Origin of the sequence: Clostridium gelidum (assembly GCF_019977655.1) — a bacterium.
Lineage (GTDB): Bacteria > Bacillota > Clostridia > Clostridiales > Clostridiaceae > Clostridium > Clostridium gelidum.
The window spans coordinates 1,285,480-1,303,317 of the sequence record NZ_AP024849.1; the positions used below are offsets into that span (position 1 = coordinate 1,285,480).

Annotated in this window: 13 protein-coding genes; 10 read left to right on the top strand and 3 right to left on the bottom strand. The window is 29.4% G+C overall.

Features of this window, described 5'->3' with window-relative positions:
- Positions 1-3 precede the first annotated feature (3 nt).
- The 3 genes from psyc5s11_RS05850 (at position 4) to psyc5s11_RS28050 (ending at position 5,829) form a co-directional block, all read left to right on the top strand.
- On the top strand, positions 4-3,090 hold the full coding sequence (locus psyc5s11_RS05850) for an efflux RND transporter permease subunit (protein WP_224036688.1): 3,087 nt from the start codon (positions 4-6) through the stop codon (positions 3,088-3,090).
- 156 nt (positions 3,091-3,246) lie between these two features.
- Entirely contained in the window at positions 3,247-4,551 is a 1,305-nt protein-coding gene (locus psyc5s11_RS05855) for a TolC family protein (RefSeq protein WP_224036689.1), read from the top strand.
- 51 nt (positions 4,552-4,602) lie between these two features.
- Entirely contained in the window at positions 4,603-5,829 is a 1,227-nt protein-coding gene (locus psyc5s11_RS28050; RefSeq protein WP_311196411.1) for a cadherin-like beta sandwich domain-containing protein, read from the top strand.
- Positions 5,830-6,054: 225 nt separating this feature from the next.
- Here psyc5s11_RS28050 and psyc5s11_RS05865 read toward each other — a convergent pair whose 3' ends face one another.
- Together psyc5s11_RS05865 and psyc5s11_RS05870 are read right to left on the bottom strand one after the other, a co-directional pair.
- Entirely contained in the window at positions 6,055-7,086 is a 1,032-nt protein-coding gene (locus psyc5s11_RS05865) for a sensor histidine kinase (RefSeq protein ID WP_224036690.1), read from the bottom strand.
- Entirely contained in the window at positions 7,079-7,756 is a 678-nt protein-coding gene (locus tag psyc5s11_RS05870; RefSeq protein ID WP_224036691.1) for a response regulator transcription factor, read from the bottom strand. Before psyc5s11_RS05870 ends, psyc5s11_RS05865 begins: the two co-directional genes overlap by 8 nt.
- Positions 7,757-8,125: 369 nt before the next feature.
- Between psyc5s11_RS05870 and psyc5s11_RS05875 the strand changes: the two genes are divergently transcribed.
- The 6 genes from psyc5s11_RS05875 (at position 8,126) to psyc5s11_RS05895 (ending at position 15,720) form a co-directional block, all read left to right on the top strand.
- Positions 8,126-9,343 (top strand): efflux RND transporter periplasmic adaptor subunit, encoded by a 1,218-nt coding sequence (locus psyc5s11_RS05875; RefSeq protein WP_224036692.1) that lies wholly within the window; start codon positions 8,126-8,128, stop codon positions 9,341-9,343.
- A gap of 11 nt (positions 9,344-9,354) precedes the next feature.
- Positions 9,355-12,441: an efflux RND transporter permease subunit gene (locus psyc5s11_RS05880; RefSeq protein ID WP_224036693.1), complete on the top strand. Its 3,087-nt coding sequence runs from the start codon at positions 9,355-9,357 to the stop codon at positions 12,439-12,441.
- 150 nt (positions 12,442-12,591) lie between these two features.
- Positions 12,592-13,956 carry a TolC family protein gene (locus psyc5s11_RS05885; RefSeq protein WP_224036694.1) on the top strand — a complete coding sequence of 455 codons (1,365 nt, stop codon included), beginning with the start codon at positions 12,592-12,594 and terminating at the stop codon, positions 13,954-13,956.
- A 51-nt stretch (positions 13,957-14,007) separates the two neighbouring features.
- A complete protein-coding gene (locus psyc5s11_RS05890) occupies positions 14,008-14,931 on the top strand; it encodes a cadherin-like beta sandwich domain-containing protein (RefSeq protein ID WP_311196412.1) in 924 nt (307 codons plus the stop codon).
- A gap of 12 nt (positions 14,932-14,943) precedes the next feature.
- The gene (locus tag psyc5s11_RS28055; RefSeq protein ID WP_311196441.1) at positions 14,944-15,228 is read left to right on the top strand and encodes a hypothetical protein; all 285 of its coding nucleotides are present in this window, start codon (positions 14,944-14,946) and stop codon (positions 15,226-15,228) included.
- A 21-nt stretch (positions 15,229-15,249) separates the two neighbouring features.
- A complete protein-coding gene (locus psyc5s11_RS05895) occupies positions 15,250-15,720 on the top strand; it encodes a MarR family winged helix-turn-helix transcriptional regulator (RefSeq protein WP_224036695.1) in 471 nt (156 codons plus the stop codon).
- Positions 15,721-15,906: 186 nt separating this feature from the next.
- On the opposite strand, the gene psyc5s11_RS05900 is transcribed toward psyc5s11_RS05895, so the two are convergent.
- Positions 15,907-16,371, bottom strand: coding sequence for a GreA/GreB family elongation factor (locus psyc5s11_RS05900; protein ID WP_224036696.1), 465 nt, complete (start codon positions 16,369-16,371; stop codon positions 15,907-15,909).
- Positions 16,372-16,587: 216 nt separating this feature from the next.
- Between psyc5s11_RS05900 and psyc5s11_RS05905 the strand changes: the two genes are divergently transcribed.
- Positions 16,588-17,823, top strand: a complete 1,236-nt coding sequence (locus tag psyc5s11_RS05905) for a 5-bromo-4-chloroindolyl phosphate hydrolysis family protein (RefSeq protein WP_224036697.1) — start codon at positions 16,588-16,590, stop codon at positions 17,821-17,823.
- Positions 17,824-17,838 lie beyond the last annotated feature (15 nt).

A 17,838-nucleotide genomic window follows, 5' to 3' on the forward strand; every position in this document is an offset into this window, starting at 1 on the left:
TAAATGAATATAGCAAATATTAGTATTAAAAAACCTGTATTTATAACAGTAATAATGATTGCCCTTACTATTTTAGGTTATACTAGCTATCAAAAACTAGTACTTAATGAAATGCCAAATGTGGATATGCCTTATGTTTCAGTTATGGTTACAGAGCCAGGAGCAACAGCTGAACAAATTGAATCAAAAGTAACAAAAAAAATAGAAGATTCAGTAGGGAAGATTTCTGGAATTGAGACTATAACTTCTACTGTAAACGAAGGTTATTCCCAAACTACTATAGCTTTTGATTTAAGTAAAAATGGCGATGTTGCAGCACAAGAAGTTAGAGATAAAATTTCAAATGTTAGAGGAGAATTGCCAACGGATGTTAATGATCCAGTTATCTCTAAGTTTGATATGTCAGCTTCATCAATTTTATCTATTGCTGTTTATGGCTCAGATGACACTCAAAAAATGACGGATTTTATAGATAATACTTTAAATAAAAAGTTATATACAGTATCTGGTGTTGGTTCAGTAGATGTATCTGGTGAGGATACACGAGAAATTCATATAAAACTTGATAACAACAAGTTATTATCTTATGGTTTAGCGCCAAGTGATGTTGTAAACAGCATAAAAAAAGATAATATCGATCAATCAACCGGAAAGGTTGTTGATGAAAATAATGAAATTTCTATTACTACAAATAGTAAGATAAAAAAAGTAGAAGACTTTAAAAATATCTTAGTAGCTAAAAAGAATAATGCAGAAATTAGAGTAAAAGATGTTGCAAAAATTGAAAATGGACTTGAGGAGAAAAGCAGTATTGCATACTATCAAGGAAATCAAGCAATTGGTATTGATATAGTTAAGCAATCTGGTGCTAATACTGTTGAAGTAGCAAAAAATGTTAAGACAATAGTAAATGAAATTAAATCTTCTCTGCCAGAAGGTGTACAGGTTGATATTGTTAGTGATAATTCTACATCAATAGAAGATAGTGTTAATGATGTTATGAAAACTATTGTTGAAGGGTGTATATTAGCAGTTATTATAGTATTTTTGTTCTTAAATGAATGGGAAAGTACACTTATAAGTGGAATATCTCTTCCAATTTCAATTATAAGTACTTTTATATGTATGAAACAGATGAACTTTTCATTAAACTCAATGTCATTAATGGCACTATCACTGTCCGTAGGGCTTTTAGTAGATGATGCTATAGTTGTTATAGAAAATATTGTACGGCATATGCATATGGGTAAATCTCCAATACAAGCAGCACAGGATGCTACATCAGAAATTGGATTTGCAGTAATAGCAACAACTTCAGCTGTTATATCAGTATTTTTCCCTATAGCAATGGTAGAGGGGATGATAGGAAAATATACAATTGAATTTGCACTTACAGTTGTATTTAGCATGTTAGTCTCACTTATTGTATCATTTACCCTTGTACCTATGATGTCAGCAAAAATGCTTAAGCCAGGGAAAAAAGAAAGTAAAACATTTATTGGTAAATTTTTTAAGTGGTTTAATGAGAAATTTGATATTTTTGCTGAAAAATATTCACAGTTATTAGTTTTAAGTCTTAATAAAAGATTGCTAGTTTTAGGTATTTGTGCAGCTATGTTTGTAGGAAGCATTGGACTCGGTACATCACTAGGATTTGAATCACAGGTTGCAACTGATAATGGTCAGGTTAGTGTTAGTGCTACATTTGATTCAGGGATAACACTAGATACTGCTACGCAAAAAACTAAGCAGCTTGAAGATGTTATTAGTAAATATCCGGAAGTAAAGTTTATGTATTCCACAGTGAAAAAAGCTAGTACATCAATTAAAATTCAGCTGGTGGATAAAAGTGAGCGTAAGGAAAAATCAAAAGCAATAGCAGAAAAGCTTAGAGGAGATTTGCAAGGTATTTCCGGAGTTCAAGTTACAGTAGCTGCTGCATCAGGAGCCGGTGGAGCTTCAAAAGATGTAGCTTACAATATTGTTGGAGATGATAGATCAAAGCTTCAAACCTTTGCAAATAAGATAGCAGAGGAGATGTCTAAAGATCCTAATGCAAGAGATGTTGGTACAAACAGTAAATCTGGTACACCACAAGTAAGGATTGAGGTGGATCGTGATAAAGCAGCAGATTTAGGTGTTAGTAGTTCAGATGTTGCAAGTATGTTGTCAACATTATTTAATGGTTCATCTGTAAGTAAGTATGATGGCGGAACAGATAGATATGATGTAAAAGTATCTATAGATGATAACGAATGTAAAAGCCTTAATGATCTTGATAATATTTATGTTTTAGGAACAAAAAATCAACAAGTTCCTTTAAGTCAAGTAACTAAAAAAGTTATTGAAACAACTTCTTCATCGCTGCATAGATATAATAAGCAGCCACAAGTTGAAGTTTCTGCTAATGTTATAGGGGTATCTTCAGGTACTTTCGAAAGTAATTATAAGGCAAAGATTCAAAGCGAACTGCCAGATGGAGTTTCATTATCTATTGGAGGAATCAGTGGAATGATGGCAAAAGGTATGCAGAGTTTAATTCAAGCTATATTTCTATCAATACTTTTCTTGTATTTAGTTATGGCAGCACAATTTGAAAGTTTTATTGATCCAATTTCTATAATGTTTGCACTGCCACTTGCAATTATTGGAGCTGTACTTGGATTATTTGTTTTTGGAAGCGCTATAAGTATGATATGTATGATAGGTATTATTATGCTTATGGGTCTAGTTGCTAAAAATGGGATTCTGCTTATTGACTCTGCAAAGGAAAAAATGAAAGAAGGTATTCCTATAAAGGAAGCTTTGAGAGAAGCAGGACTTGTAAGATTACGTCCAATAGTAATGACTACTTTGGCTATGATATTTGGTATGATTCCAGCCGCTGTAGCTACAGGAGCAGGTTCGGAATCCCGTGCACCTATGTCACAGGCAATAATTGGTGGATTAATTACATCCTCAATTTTAACTTTGTTCGTAGTACCGATTGCATATACAATACTTGATGATTTGAAAAATAAGTTTGGAAAATTGGTTCATAAAAAGTCAGTAAAAATTGATGATGATGAAGAATCAAATTTAAATTTATAGAGCTTATGAAATTTTAAAGAGACTATACTAAAATTAAATTTTAGATAGTCCCTTTCAATTCACAATGGATAATTAACAATTTGGAATTTAAATTATAATTATATGTTATGAAGATGAATATTTGTCAGGTTAAATTTAATGAAGAGGAGAATTTAAATGAAAAAGAATATAAATAAGATTGTTGCAATTGCTATTGGGATTAGTATTATGAGTGGAAGCATTATTCCAGTATTTGCAGCAGATACTATAAAAAGCACTTCTACGGCAACTACCAATGTGCAAACAAATAATATACAAGCACAAACAAATCAAAAAGCTGTTCTTACTTTAGATGAGGCTATAAAGTCAGCAATTAGCATTAGTGATCCATTAAAACTTGATGAAAAGAAAATAAGTTATCAAAATAAAACTAATGATCTCAAGGAGAAACAAGATGACTTCAATGATGTTAGTGGGGACCAAGAAGATTTTAATGATGATACTAGAGATATTACTCTAAAAAAGCTAAAGCAACAAAGAGACTTTAATGAAGATAACTTAAGAAAAAAGGTTACTGATAAATATAATGAAATTGTTACAAGTCAAATAAATATAAGTAAGGCAGCTAAAGAATTAGAAGTTAAAAATAAAGGACTTGAGGATGATAAATCAAGGGAGAGTTTAGGGATGAGAAGATTAATTGATGTAAAATCAACTGAACTTGAAGTTCAAAACCTTCAAAATAAACAAAAAACAAATAAAAATAAACTTACTGATTTGGAATATAGTTTTAAAGTATTAACAGGCAAAGATGTAAATAAATATAGTTTGGAGCAAGATATTAAGTTTGAACCATTAAAAATAGATAGTTCTATAGATGAATATTTAGATAATTCTATAGATTCTTATTTAAAATATACTGAACAATTAGTTAATCTTAATAAAGATTATTATGATAAAGATTATGAGAAAGATAATGGAATAACTACAGATGATATGGAAACAGCAGAAAATAATGAGAAATCAGCTACTAAGCCTACGGAGCCATTAGCTACAGATCCTGATCCTAATGCGTATAAAAATTATACGGTTGCATTGAGTACCTATAATGCTACTAGGAATAAATATACAGGGATTTTAGCATCAAGATTAACATATTTAAATACTAAGCTAACTAATTATCAAGACGAAATTAACCTAAATGAAAATAAGAAAAAATTTAAAGATAGCTTAAAAGGATATTGTACAGATCTCATTACTTCTGAAGACAAGATTGATTATTTAAAGAAAAATATAGAAATAACTAATGAGAACCTTAGTAACTCAAAACTTAAATATGATTTAGGAATGATTACTGAGTCAGCTTATAATGATGAAGCTATAAAGAGTGAGCAGTCAGATCTTGACTTAAGAGCTGAAGTTATTAACTATAACAGCACAAAAGAAAAGATTCAAAAACCTTGGATTGCATTTTCAAATTAACAATATCACATAAAGATTATATAAAATTAATAATCTATGAGGAGGAAGATAATGCATAAAAAGATTAAAAATATAATTGCTGTGACTCTTATAATAGGAGCATTTTCATGTATATTGCCAGCTAATAGCTTTATCCCTGGAAATATTGAAGCTTATGCATCAACATATAAAAGTGCAAGTGAGGGAGAATTAAGTTCATTAACTATAAGAAGAAGTACAGGAAGTGAAATTGAATTACTTGATAGTTATTATGGTGATGAGGTGTCATTAAGTGCAAAAAAAGATTATTATGTAGAACTTACAGGTGCTGATGGGTTTGAAATATCTGCAGATGTTAAAGGAAGCGGATATGTAATTAAACAATTTACTTCTGCTGATAAGAAAGAAAAAGGAGAAGATGTTGGAGAATATATAAAAATTGATTCATCTTCTGAAAATATTTATTTAAGAACTTATAAAAATGACGATGCATATAAAGAAGCTTATGATGACGATGATGTAACTGATTGTGAAAAAACATATGTGATTCATGTGAAAAAGCCAGCTATTAATTCTGAAGAAGAGGAAGATACAGACCATGCATATCTAAAAAGTATGTATTTAAGTGATGGAGATATTGATTTTTCAAAGAGTAAGTATTCTTATGATGTAAATGCTGACGAAAATGTTAAAGAAATAATTATCAGAGCAACGCCAGAAGATGATAATGATTTAGTTGAAATCAATGGTCAATCTGTAGAAGAAGATAATAACTACGAGAAGACAGTAAGCTTAGATAAAGGAAAGAATACCATAGAAGTATATGTTGAAAATAATGATGATAAAGAAACTTATACATTTGATGTATTCAGAGGTAAATTATCAGCTTCAACTACTTCATCAACTCAAACAAGTACAAGCTCTACAGTAAATAATAATAATAATAATCTTGTTGTACAAAGTGATATAAAGAAGTTTAATGTATGGCAAAGCGTTGATGGAAAGTGGAAGTACATAGATGGTACTGGAGAAGTTCTAAAAGACAAATGGTGGTTCGATAAAAATACTGGAAAAGATTATTATCTTAATGAAGATGGATATAGGGCTACAGGATGGCTTTATATCAACAATAATTGGTACTATTTTAGTGAAAATGGAGAAATGAAAACTGGTTGGATTTCTTTAGATGGAAACTGGTATTACTTAAATAAAAGTGGAGTTATGCATACAGGCTGGTTACAAGACTCTGGTGGAAAGTGGTATTACTTAGACTTTGATGGAAAAATTATTAATAAGTAAATTTTTTAGGAGCCAGTTTAGTTGATAGAATGATATTGGCAGGAGTAGTTAAAAGACGTCCAGATGCAGAATATAGAATAAAATTTGGAAGTAATGTATAAATTTAAAATTTACTATGTTTTTGCATTTTAACTTGATGATATTGGCCCAGCCCCTGGGAGAACTAAAAAAAATAATAGATATTTATTTCAATTTGAAAAATAGGGTTTGCTGAGCAAACCCTATTTAATATGGCAATTTAATAGTAAAAGTAGAGCCTTTCCCCAATTCGCTATTCACGTCTATTATGCCCCCACATAAATTGATAATTCTTTTTACAAGAGCTAGTCCTAAGCCATTGCCTTCAGAAGAATGTGATTTATCTCCCTGATAAAACTTGTCAAAGATATGTTTTTGTACATCTTCGGGCATACCAACACCAGTATCTGAAATGATTGCTGTAATCCAGCCAGAAGAGTATCTTAAAGTGCATGAAATTATTCCTTTATCTGAAGTAAATTTTATTGCATTATCTAATATATTTACCCATACTTGATCTAGTAATTCTTCATTTCCATAGAAAGTAGTTTCATCTAAACTAATATCTAAGTCAATATTTTTTTCAGTCCACTTTGGTTCGAGAAATAGTAAAGCTTGTCTGATTTGCTCATCTAATTTGAAGTTTCTTTTTTCTACTATGATTCCTTGATTTTCAAGTTTTGAAATCTGTAGAATAGTATAGACCAATTTGGATAGCCTTTTTGTATTGTTAAGTATTTTATCAATATATTCATTTTTTTCTTCTTCTGTCAGATCACTGTCCTGAAGTAGCATTGTATAGCCATCGATAGATGCAAGAGGTGTTTTGAATTCATGGGATACATTAGCAATAAAGTCACTACGAAAAGTTTCAATATTATTGAGTTCGTTCATCATAATATTAAAATTGTGTGACATTTTTTCTAGTTCTTTTACAGGATGCTTTTCTTGATTTATTTTGATATTAAAATTACCCTTTGCGACTTCCATTAATGCTTCACTAATTTTTATAATTGGAGGTAATATTATCTTTACTAGGATAACTGAAATAATTGTTCCGACAAACAAACTAACAATATATAAATTAATAGTTGGCCAAAGTATTTTATTGTTGGGTAAGGTAGGAACTAAATTAAATTTTACATTTATAATAATTGAGATTATTGCTGATACTAACATAATTAAAAAAATGATTAATGAAGAAAAAAATATTGGTTTAAATGTGTTCTTATTATTCATGTTTCTTTACCACCTTATACCCAAGTCCTCTTACAGTTATTATTTCAAAATCATTATTACTTTTAAAACGATCCCTCAGACGATTAATATGTACATCTACTGTTCGAATATCTGTCTCTGAATCAAGTCCCCAAAATTCATCCATAAGTTCTTGTCTAGTGAATATACGATTAGGGTAAGAGGCAAGTTTATATAAAATATAGAATTCTTTTTGGGGAAGCATCATTGCTTCACCGTTTTGATACACAGACAAAGAATCATATTCCAATAAAGTTTCACCAATACATTGTTTTTTTTCATTAATAATTTGTGCTCGTCTAAGTAATGCTCCTACCCTTAGCACCATTTCATTAACATTAATTGGTTTAATCATATAATCATCGATTCCAAGTAAAAAACCACGCCTAATATCTTGAAAGCTTTCCTTAGCGGTAATCATTAATACTGGAAGATTAAATTGTACATCTCGAATAGATTGAATTAGTTCAAAGCCATCCATATTAGGCATCATAATATCAGAAATAATTATGTCAATATATTTCTTATCCAAAGCATCAAGTGCTTCAACACCATCTTTTGCTCTAGTTGTCTTATATCCATTTTTGACCAAAACGGTGCTGAATAATTCAGAAAGTTCTTTATCATCTTCTACAATTAAAATATGAAACATTTGAATTACCTCCTTAGTTGTATTAATTATGCTATGTTTTAATCGTTTTTTAGTATCATAAATTAAAGCATATATTATTATAACTAACAAATATGAATTGAATATAAACTCATACTATCATATATACATAGAATTTTTGAAAAAAGTTCAATTACTAAAATTAAAAATAACTAGAAAGTTTAAATTGAGTTAACAATCATATGCTACACTCCATATTAAATACTTATTAATGGTAAATATAAGTGAAGAATGAAAGAGTATCCAATGGAAGTTCTCAGCTGAAAGTATAATTCAGAAAAAGAATTCTGTCATTAATAATTATCGGATGAATAAAATAAATATTTAGTGTTATAAAATAGGAGGGCAAAAATGAAAAATGTAAAAAAAATAGTTATTTGTGCTGTTGTTATTATCGCAGTAATAGGTGCTATAGTAGTTAAAAATAAGATATCATCAAATGCAAAAACTGCAAATGTCGCAGTGACTGTAAGTAAAACGGCAGTGGAGGGGCAAAATGCAAAAATGTCAGAAAAAAATTCTGGTGATACATATAAAGCTAATTTGGAAGCGTATCAACAAGGCATTATAAACAGTAAGATATCAGCAAAGGTAGTTTCGGTATCAGTTGAAAATGGTCAATATATAAATCAAGGAGATACAATAGCTACATTAGATGATCAGGATATTCAAAATAATATAAATACTGCACAAGCTCAATTGCAAATAAATGAACAACAATTAAATTCAGCACAAGTATCCATGGAAAAATTTAAAATTAATGTGGATGATGCCAAACGTAATTATGATAGGCAAAAAGCTCTTTTGGAAAAAAAGGCTATATCACAAATGGATTTTGAAACAGCTGAGAAAACTTTAAATACTGCTCAAGCTGATTATAATTCAGGAAATGCTAATATTGAAACATCAAAAGCAAATATAGAAGCACAAAAAGTAAGCATACAAAAGTATCAAAGTGATTTGACTAATACAGTAATTAAATCACCTATAAGTGGGGTGATAAGTGATAAAGCTTTAAATATAGGGCAAATGACATCTCCTGGTACAGTACTTGCAAAGGCTAATGATATATCATCTGTATATGCAACAATACAAGTACCACAAGATAAAATAAGCAGCGTAAAAATAGGACAAGCAGCTACAGTTACAGTTGATGGAATCGACAAAACATATGATGGTGTTATACAAAATATGGACTTATCAGCGGATACTTCTTCTAGAGTTTTTAATTGCAAGATAAAAATAGATAATGGTGATAAATCACTATTACCTGGGATTTTCGGGAAAGTACAACTTATTAGTGAACAAAAGACTGAAATTATAACTATTCCAATTAATGCTTTAGTTGGAAGTGAAGGTAATTACTCTGTTTTTATAAATGATAATGGAAAAGCTAAAAAGCAAAAAATTACCATTGGAGAAACTGATGAAAATAACGTTGAAATAACATCAGGTGTGAAAGATGGAGATATTGTAATATGTTCTAATACAAGTTCGCTACAAGATGGTAATGAAATAGAAGTAACTTCTAAACAAGATGGCGGTTCAGAAGACACCGCTAATAAGTAGGGGGGATATAAATGAATATAGCAAATATGAGTATTAAAAGACCAGTATTTATTACAGTTATTATGATTGTCCTCACTATTTTAGGTTATACGAATTATCAAAAGCTAGTACTAAATGATATGCCAAATGCGGATATACCATATGTTTCAGTAGTAGTAACGGAATCAGGAGCAACGCCGCAGGAACTTGAAACAAAAGTAGCAAAAAAAATAGAAGATGCAGTTCAAAAAATTTCAGGTGTAGATACTATAACTACGACTGTAACATCAGGTATGTCACAAACTACTATAGGATTTGAATTAAGTAAAGATACTGAAGTGGCAGCCCAAGAAGTTAGAGATAAGGTTTCAAGTATTAGGGGGGAGTTACCAACTGATGCTAATGATCCAGTTATTTCTAAATTTGATATGTCAGCATCATCTATTTTATCTATTGCAGTTTATGGATTAGATGATAATCAAGCATTATCAAATGTTGTAGATAATACTATAAAGTCAAAATTATATACAGTATCTGGTATTGGATCAGTGGATGTATCAGGTGAAGATACAAGAGAAATTCATATAAAATTAGATAATGATAAGTTGATTTCTTATGGTCTTACAGCAAGTCAAGTCGTAAATAGTTTTAAAAATGATAATATTGATCAATCTAGCGGAAAAGTTGTTGATGGAGATAATGAAATTTCAATTACAACAAATAGTAAGATACAAAAAATTGAAGATTTTAATAATATATTAATAAAAAATAACAAAGGAACAGAAATTAGATTAAAAGATATTGCAAAAGTTGAAGATTCAATTGTAGAAAAGACTAGTCAAGCATATTACCAAGGAAATAAATCTATTGGTATAGATATAGTTAAGCAATCAGGGGCTAACACTGTTGAAGTTGCGGAAAATGTTAAAAATATTATAAGTCAAATTAAAGGTTCTTTACCAGAAGGTGTGCATGTTGAAATTGTTAGTGATAATTCACAATCAATTCAAAATACAGTAGATAGTGTTCAAGAAACAATCATAGAAGGATGTATATTGGCAGTTATAATTGTATTCTTGTTCTTAAATGAATGGGAAAGTACTCTTATAAGTGCGTTGTCACTTCCAATTTCAATTATAACTACTTTCATTTGTATGAAAATGATGAACTTTTCATTAAATTCAATGTCTTTAATGGGCTTATCACTGTCCGTAGGATTATTAATTGATGATGCTATAGTTGTTATAGAGAATATTGTAAGGCATCTGCATATGGGAAAAGGTCCAATAGAAGCAGCAAGAGATGCTACCTCTGAAATTGGATTTGCAGTAATAGCAACAACTTCAGCCGTTATTGCAGTATTCTTGCCTATAGCAATGATACAAGGAATGCTTGGAAAATACTTTATTGAGTTTGCAATGACAATTGTATTTAGTATGGCAGTTTCCTTATTTGTATCTTTTACTTTAGTGCCTATGATGTCAGCTAAAATGCTTAAGGTAAATAAAAAAGAGAGTAAAACATTTATTGGAAAGTTCTTTAAATTATTTAATGAGAAATTTGATAATATATCTGAAAAATATTCACATTTATTAGTAAAAGCTCTTAAGCATAGATTAATAATTTTAGTTGCTTGTGCAATTATGCTTGTTTTTAGTATAGGATTAGCTAGTACTTTAGGATTCACAATGATGCCATCAACTGATAAGGGTCAAGTGACAGTTAGTGCTGATTTTGATGCTGGAATAACTTTGGATTCAGCAACACAAAAAAATAAGCAATTTGAAGAAATTATAAAGAGCAAGTGTCCAGAAGTAAAATACATGTATTCTAATGTAAGTAAAAGTAAAACATCAATTAAACTTGAGTTAGTTGATAAAAAGCAGCGTAAGGATAGTTCAAGACAAATAGCTGAAAAGCTTAGAGAAGATTTGAATGAAATTCCAGGAACGCAAGTTACAGTATCAGCAGCATCAATGGGAGGTGGAGGAAGCTCAAAAGATATTACTTACAATCTAGTTGGTGATGATAGAGACAAGCTCCAGGCATTTGCTGAAAAAATAAAAGTGGAAATGGATGAAGATCCAAATGCGAGAGATGTTAGCAGTAATGATAAATCAGGTACTCCTATAGCTAAAATGGATGTAGATCGTGATAAAGCAGCTGATCTAGGTGTTAATAGTTCAGATGTGGCTAATACATTGAGTATACTATTCAATGGATCAACAGTAACAAAATATGATGGAGGAAAAGATAGATATGACGTTAAAGCATATCTTGATGAAGGTCAGCGTAAAAATCTTGGAGATCTTAATGGAATTTATGTTTCTGGTACAAATAACAGTCAAATTCCAATAACACAAGTAACTAAGAAAGTTATAGGAACAACATCATCAGAATTGCATAGATATGGTAGACAAGCACAAATTGAAATATCATGTAATGTTTCAGGTATTTCATCAGGGACTTTCCAAAGTAAATATTTACAAAAAATCCAAAGTCAGCTACCAGAAGGAATTTCATTATCCCTTGGTGGAATGAATCAAATGATGCAAAAAAGTATGGTTAGTTTAATACAAGCGATAGTATTATCAATTCTTTTCTTATACTTAGTTATGGCAGCACAATTTGAAAGCTTCATTGATCCGGTAGCTATAATGTTTGCATTGCCACTTGCGATTATAGGAGCATTGATTGGATTATTTATTTTCGGAAGTGAGATAAGTATGACCGCGTTAATAGGTATTGTAATGCTTATGGGATTAGTTTCGAAAAATGGAATATTGCTTATAGATGCTACCAAGGAAAGAATGAAGGAGGGTATGCCTATAAGAGAAGCATTAAAAGGAGCTGGACTCGTAAGATTACGTCCAATAATAATGACTACGCTAGCAATGATATTTGGTATGATACCGTCAGCTGTTTCTACAAGTTCGGGTTCGGAAATGAGTGCACCAATGTCACAAGCGATAATTGGAGGATTAATTACAGCTACAATATTAACCTTATTTGTAGTGCCAATTGCATATACAATACTTGATGATTTGAAAAGAAAATTTAGTAAGATTACTCATAAAGAATCATCAAAGATTAATGTTGAGTCTGATTTAAACTTATAGATATTGCAAAAATTTAAAGAGACTATACTAAAATTTGATTTTAGATAGTCCTTTTAAATATATAGCTAAATTTACAATTAACAATGCACAATTATAGATACATTCAAATCAGTACAAATTGAGATGAATTTAATGAAGAGGAGAATTTACATGAGAAAGAATATAAATAAGATAGTTGCATTTGCAATTGGTATTAGTATAATGAGCGGGAGTATTATGCCAGTATTTGCAGCAGATATTACACAAAGCAATATTGCACAAAGTAGCGTTGCACAAAGTAATACAACACAAAAGACCCTTACTCAGAGTACTTCTACTACTAATGTAAAAACAAATAATATACAGACAATAACAAATCAAAAGGTTCTTCTTACTTTAGAGGATGCTATAAAATCAGCAATTAGTATTAGTGATACATTAGCACTTGATGATAAAACAATTAGTTATCAAAATAAAACCAATGATCTTAAGGAAAAACAAGATGACTCTAATAATGTTAGTGGCGATGTAGAGGACTTTCACAATGATACTGCTGATATTCAATTAAAAAAGGCACAACAAAAAAGAGACTTTGATGAAGATAGCTTAAGAAAAAAAGTTAATGACAAATATAATGACATTGTTACAAGTCAAATTCAAATAAATAAGGCAGCTAAAGAATTAGAAGTTAAAAATAAAGGGTTTGAGGATGATGAAACAAGGGAAAGTTTAGGAATGAAAAGATTAATTGATGTAAAGTCAACTCAACTTGAAGTTCAAAAACTTCAAAATGAACAAAAAACAAATCAAAATAAGCTAAAGGATTTAGAATATAGTTTTAAAGTATTAACAGGCAAAGATGTAAATCAATATAGTTTGGAACAGGATATTAAGTTTGAGCCCTTGAAAATAGACGGTTCTATAGATGAATATTTAGATAATTCTATAGATTCTTATTTAAAATATACTGAACAATTAGTTAAGCTTAATAAGGATTATTATGATAAGGATTATGAGAAAGATAATGGAATAACTACAGATGATATGGATACTGCAGAGACAGCGGCAAAATCTGCTACTAAGCTTCCGATGCCGGTAGATACTACTGATCCTGATTTTGCTACTAAATATAAAGCATATACAGATTCAGTTGATACCTATAATAATACTGTAAATAAATACACAGGAATTTTAGCATCAAGATTAACATATTTAAATACTAAACTAGGTAATTATCAAGATGAAACTAATCTAAATAAAAACAAGAAGGACTTTAAAGATCAATTAAAAACATTATATACAAATCTTCTTACAGCAGAGGATAATATTAATTATTATAAGAAGAATATAGAAATAACTAATGAGAACCTTAGTAACTCAAAACTTAAATATGATTTAGGAATGATTACTGAGTCAGCTTATAATACTGAAGCTATAAAAAGTGAGCAGTCAGATCTTGACTTAAGAGCTGAAGTTATTAACTATAACATCACAAAAGAAAAGATTCAAAAACCTTGGATTGCATTTTCAAATTAACAATATCACATAAAGATTATATAAAATGAGTAATCTACGAGGAGGAAAATAATGCATAAAAAGATTAAAAATATAATTGCTGTAACGCTTATAATAGGAGCATTTTCATGTATATTGCCAGCTAATAGCTTTATACCTGGAAGTATTGAGGCTTATGCATCAACATATGAAAGTGCAAGTGAGGGAGAATTAAGTTCATTAACTATAACAAGAAGTACAGGAAGTGAAATTGAACTACTTGATAGTTATTATGGTAATGAGGTGTCATTAAGTTCAAAAAAAGATTATTACGTAGAACTTACAGGTACTGATGGGTTTGAAATATCTGCAGATGTTAAAGGAAGTGGATATGTGGTTAAACAATTTACTTCTGCTGATAAGAAAGAAAAAGGAGAAGATATTGGAGAATATGTAAAAATTAATTCATCTTCTGAAAATATTTATTTAAGAACTTATGAAAGCGAAGATGCATATAAAGAAGCTTATGATGACGATGATGTAACTGATTGTGAAAAAACATATGTTATTCATGTGAAAAAGCCAGCTGTTAATTCTGAAGAAGAGGAAGATACAGACCACGCATATCTAAAAAGTATGTATTTAAGTGATGGAGATATTGATTTTTTAAAGAGTAAGTATTCTTATGATGTAAATGTTGACGAAAATGTTGAAGAAATAATTATCAGAGCAACGCCAGAAGATGGTAATGATTTAGTTGAAATCAATGGTCAATCTGTAGAAGAAGATAATAACTACGAGAAGACAGTAAGCTTAGATAAAGGAAAGAATATCATAGAAGTATATGTTGAAAATAATGATGATAAGGAAACTTATACATTAAATGTATATAGAGGTAAACCATCGACTTCAACTACTTCTTCAACTCAAACAAGTACAAGCTCAACAACAAATACTCAAAATTTTAATGTACAAAGTGATATAAAGAAGTTTAATGCATGGCAAAGCGTTGATTGAAAGTGGAAGTACATAGATGGTACTGGAGAAGTTCTAAAAGATAAATGGTGGTTCGATAAAAATACTGGGAAAGATTATTATCTTAATGAAGATGGATATAGGGCTACAGGATGGCTTTATATCAACAATAACTGGTACTATTTTAGTGAAAATGGAGAAATGAAAACTGGTTGGATTTCTTTAGATGGAAACTGGTATTACTTAAATAAAAGTGGAGTTATGCATACAGGCTGGTTGCAAGACTCTGCAGGAAAGTGGTATTACTTAGACTTTGCTGGAAAAATGATTAATAAGTAAATTTTTTAGGAGCTAGTTTTTATGGAAAAGGATAATCAAAATAATAAATTAGAAAATGATTTGGATATACTTAAAGAAATATTTATAGTATTAAAATTAACAAATAAGTACTACCGTATATTATGCCAAAAATTTAATATAACAGAAATGCAATTTGAAGTACTATATTTGTTACATATAAGTGGAGATAATGGTTTAAAAATGTCTGAATTAGGGTATAAGTTAGAGATGGCAAGATCAGGAGTAACACTCTTAGTTGATAAAATGGCATTAGCAGGATTGGTTAAAAGACGTGCAGATGTAGAGGATAGAAGAATCATAAAAGTAATGATAACAGAGAAAGGAAATGAAATTATGAAGGAGATATTCCCAAGTGATGAGATTTTTAAAGTATCTTCATTAGATTTTATGCAACAAGATGAAAAAGAACTTTTATGCAAGTTAATAATAAAAACAAAAGAAAAATTAGTAAGTAAAGTATCTATGGTATAAAAATTATCTTGAGTTTTAAATAATTATTACATATTGGTGCTATTACAATTTCACCTTTATCATGAAACCCATTAGAATCAAAATATTCTAATGGGTTAATTTAATTGAAATTACTAAAATTCACAGTATTCGAAGTTTGCAGATAGTTTCGAATAATCTAAATTAAAAAATTAAACTGATAAATTCTTATAACATTTCTAATATTTCTATTGTATAGTTTTCTTCTGGAGCATTAACTTCAACTATATCGTGAACTTTTCTGCCAAGTAATGTTTTTCCTAAATCTGATTCTATACTTATATACATATTTTCGGGATCTAAATCCATAGTGGTTACCAATGTTACAATAGTTTCATATTCATCCTCTATAAATTTAATTCTAGCTTTACTATTAATTCCGAGTGTTAATTTATCTACATTTGTATCATCTATTAATGTTGCTGTTGAAATCATAGTTAATAAATATTGAATTCTATTATCATTTTCTCTATAGTTTGCACAGGCTTCTTTATATTCTGCATTTTCTGACCTATCGCCATGGGCAGCAGCTACTAATTTTTCCTTTGCTATTTCAGCTCTTTTTACGGTCATCCTATATTCTAATTCTTCTTTTAAATTTTTAATATTTTCTTCTGTTAGTTTATTATTCATAAAAAACTAAACCTCCCCTGAGCATATGATAATAATATTATATAGTATATAGAAAAAAATGAAAGATATTTTAAAATTATAGAGTTGTTACAAATTGTAATTAATACAAGAGTAAGATATAATAAAGCCAAAACCTTATTACAGTTACATAAGGAATATTCTTTAATATCCTTTATGTTATGATGAATTATAAGAAAACAATTTGGAGGCATGAACATGGACAAGAAAGATTTTTTTGATTTAGAAGATCAAATTAGAGATACAGTAAAAAGTGCATTAAATGCTATAGATTTTGCTACGTTAAAAAAAGATATTGGTAGTAAAGCTGATGATACTTTAAATGACGTAAAATCAAAGTTGAAATATAAATCAGATGAAGTAAATGTAAAGATAAAAGATAAGTCAAAAGAATTTAGTGAAAAAATAGAAGATTCAATACAAAATAAATATAGAAATACTAGTCCAATAACTAAAAAAGATAAAAATAAAGCGCCAATGTATATTAGTAAAAGACCAGTTGGAAGAATATCAGGAATACTTTATACCATATTTGGTTTTGGTGGAAGTGGACTATTTGGTGTTTTGCTAATTATATATCTAATATTCAATTCTTCTCCTAGTGAATCTTTATCAATGAAGGTTGTTAGAGGCGTTTTCGTTTTAGGTGCTTTTTTTGTAGCAAGCATAGCTTTATTTTTAAGAGGCAGATATTTAAGAAGAAGAGTAAAGCGTTTTAAGAAATATGTAAGTTCACTTGATGGTCAGAATTATTGCTCAATTGAAAAATTGGCTACTTCAATTGAGAGAAAGAATAAATATGTTGTAAAAGATTTGAGGAAAATGTCTAAATTAGGCATGTTTAAAGAAGTACATATTGATGATAAACAGACCCATTTTATGCTCAGCAATGAAGTTTATGATGATTATATAAAGTCACAAGAATCTTTAAAACAGCGTAATGAGGAAGAATTAAAAAGACAAGAAAAATTAAACGAAGAAATAAATGATCCTAAAAAAAGAGAATTAAGAGATACAATTGAGATGGGAAAAAACTATATTAATCAGATAAAAAGTGTAAATGATGCTATACCAGAAGAAGAAATCTCGAAAAAATTGTATAGGCTTGAAAATATTGTGACTCAAATACTAGATTATATAGAGAATAATCCTAAAAAGTTAGCAGAAGTTAATAAATTTACAAACCATTATCTTCCTATTACTTTAAAGTTAGTTAATTCATATAAAGAGTTAAATGATCAGATGGTTCAGGGAGAGAATATAAAGAGTGCAAAGAATGAAATTGAAAAAAGCATTGATATAATAAATATTGCTTTTGAAAAGCTATTAGATGATTTGTTTGAAGAAATAGCGTTGGATATTTCTACGGATATTTCTGTTCTTGAAACTTTGTTTACACAAGAAGGATTAACTAATAATGATTTTAAAAAGTAATTTAGAAACAAAAGC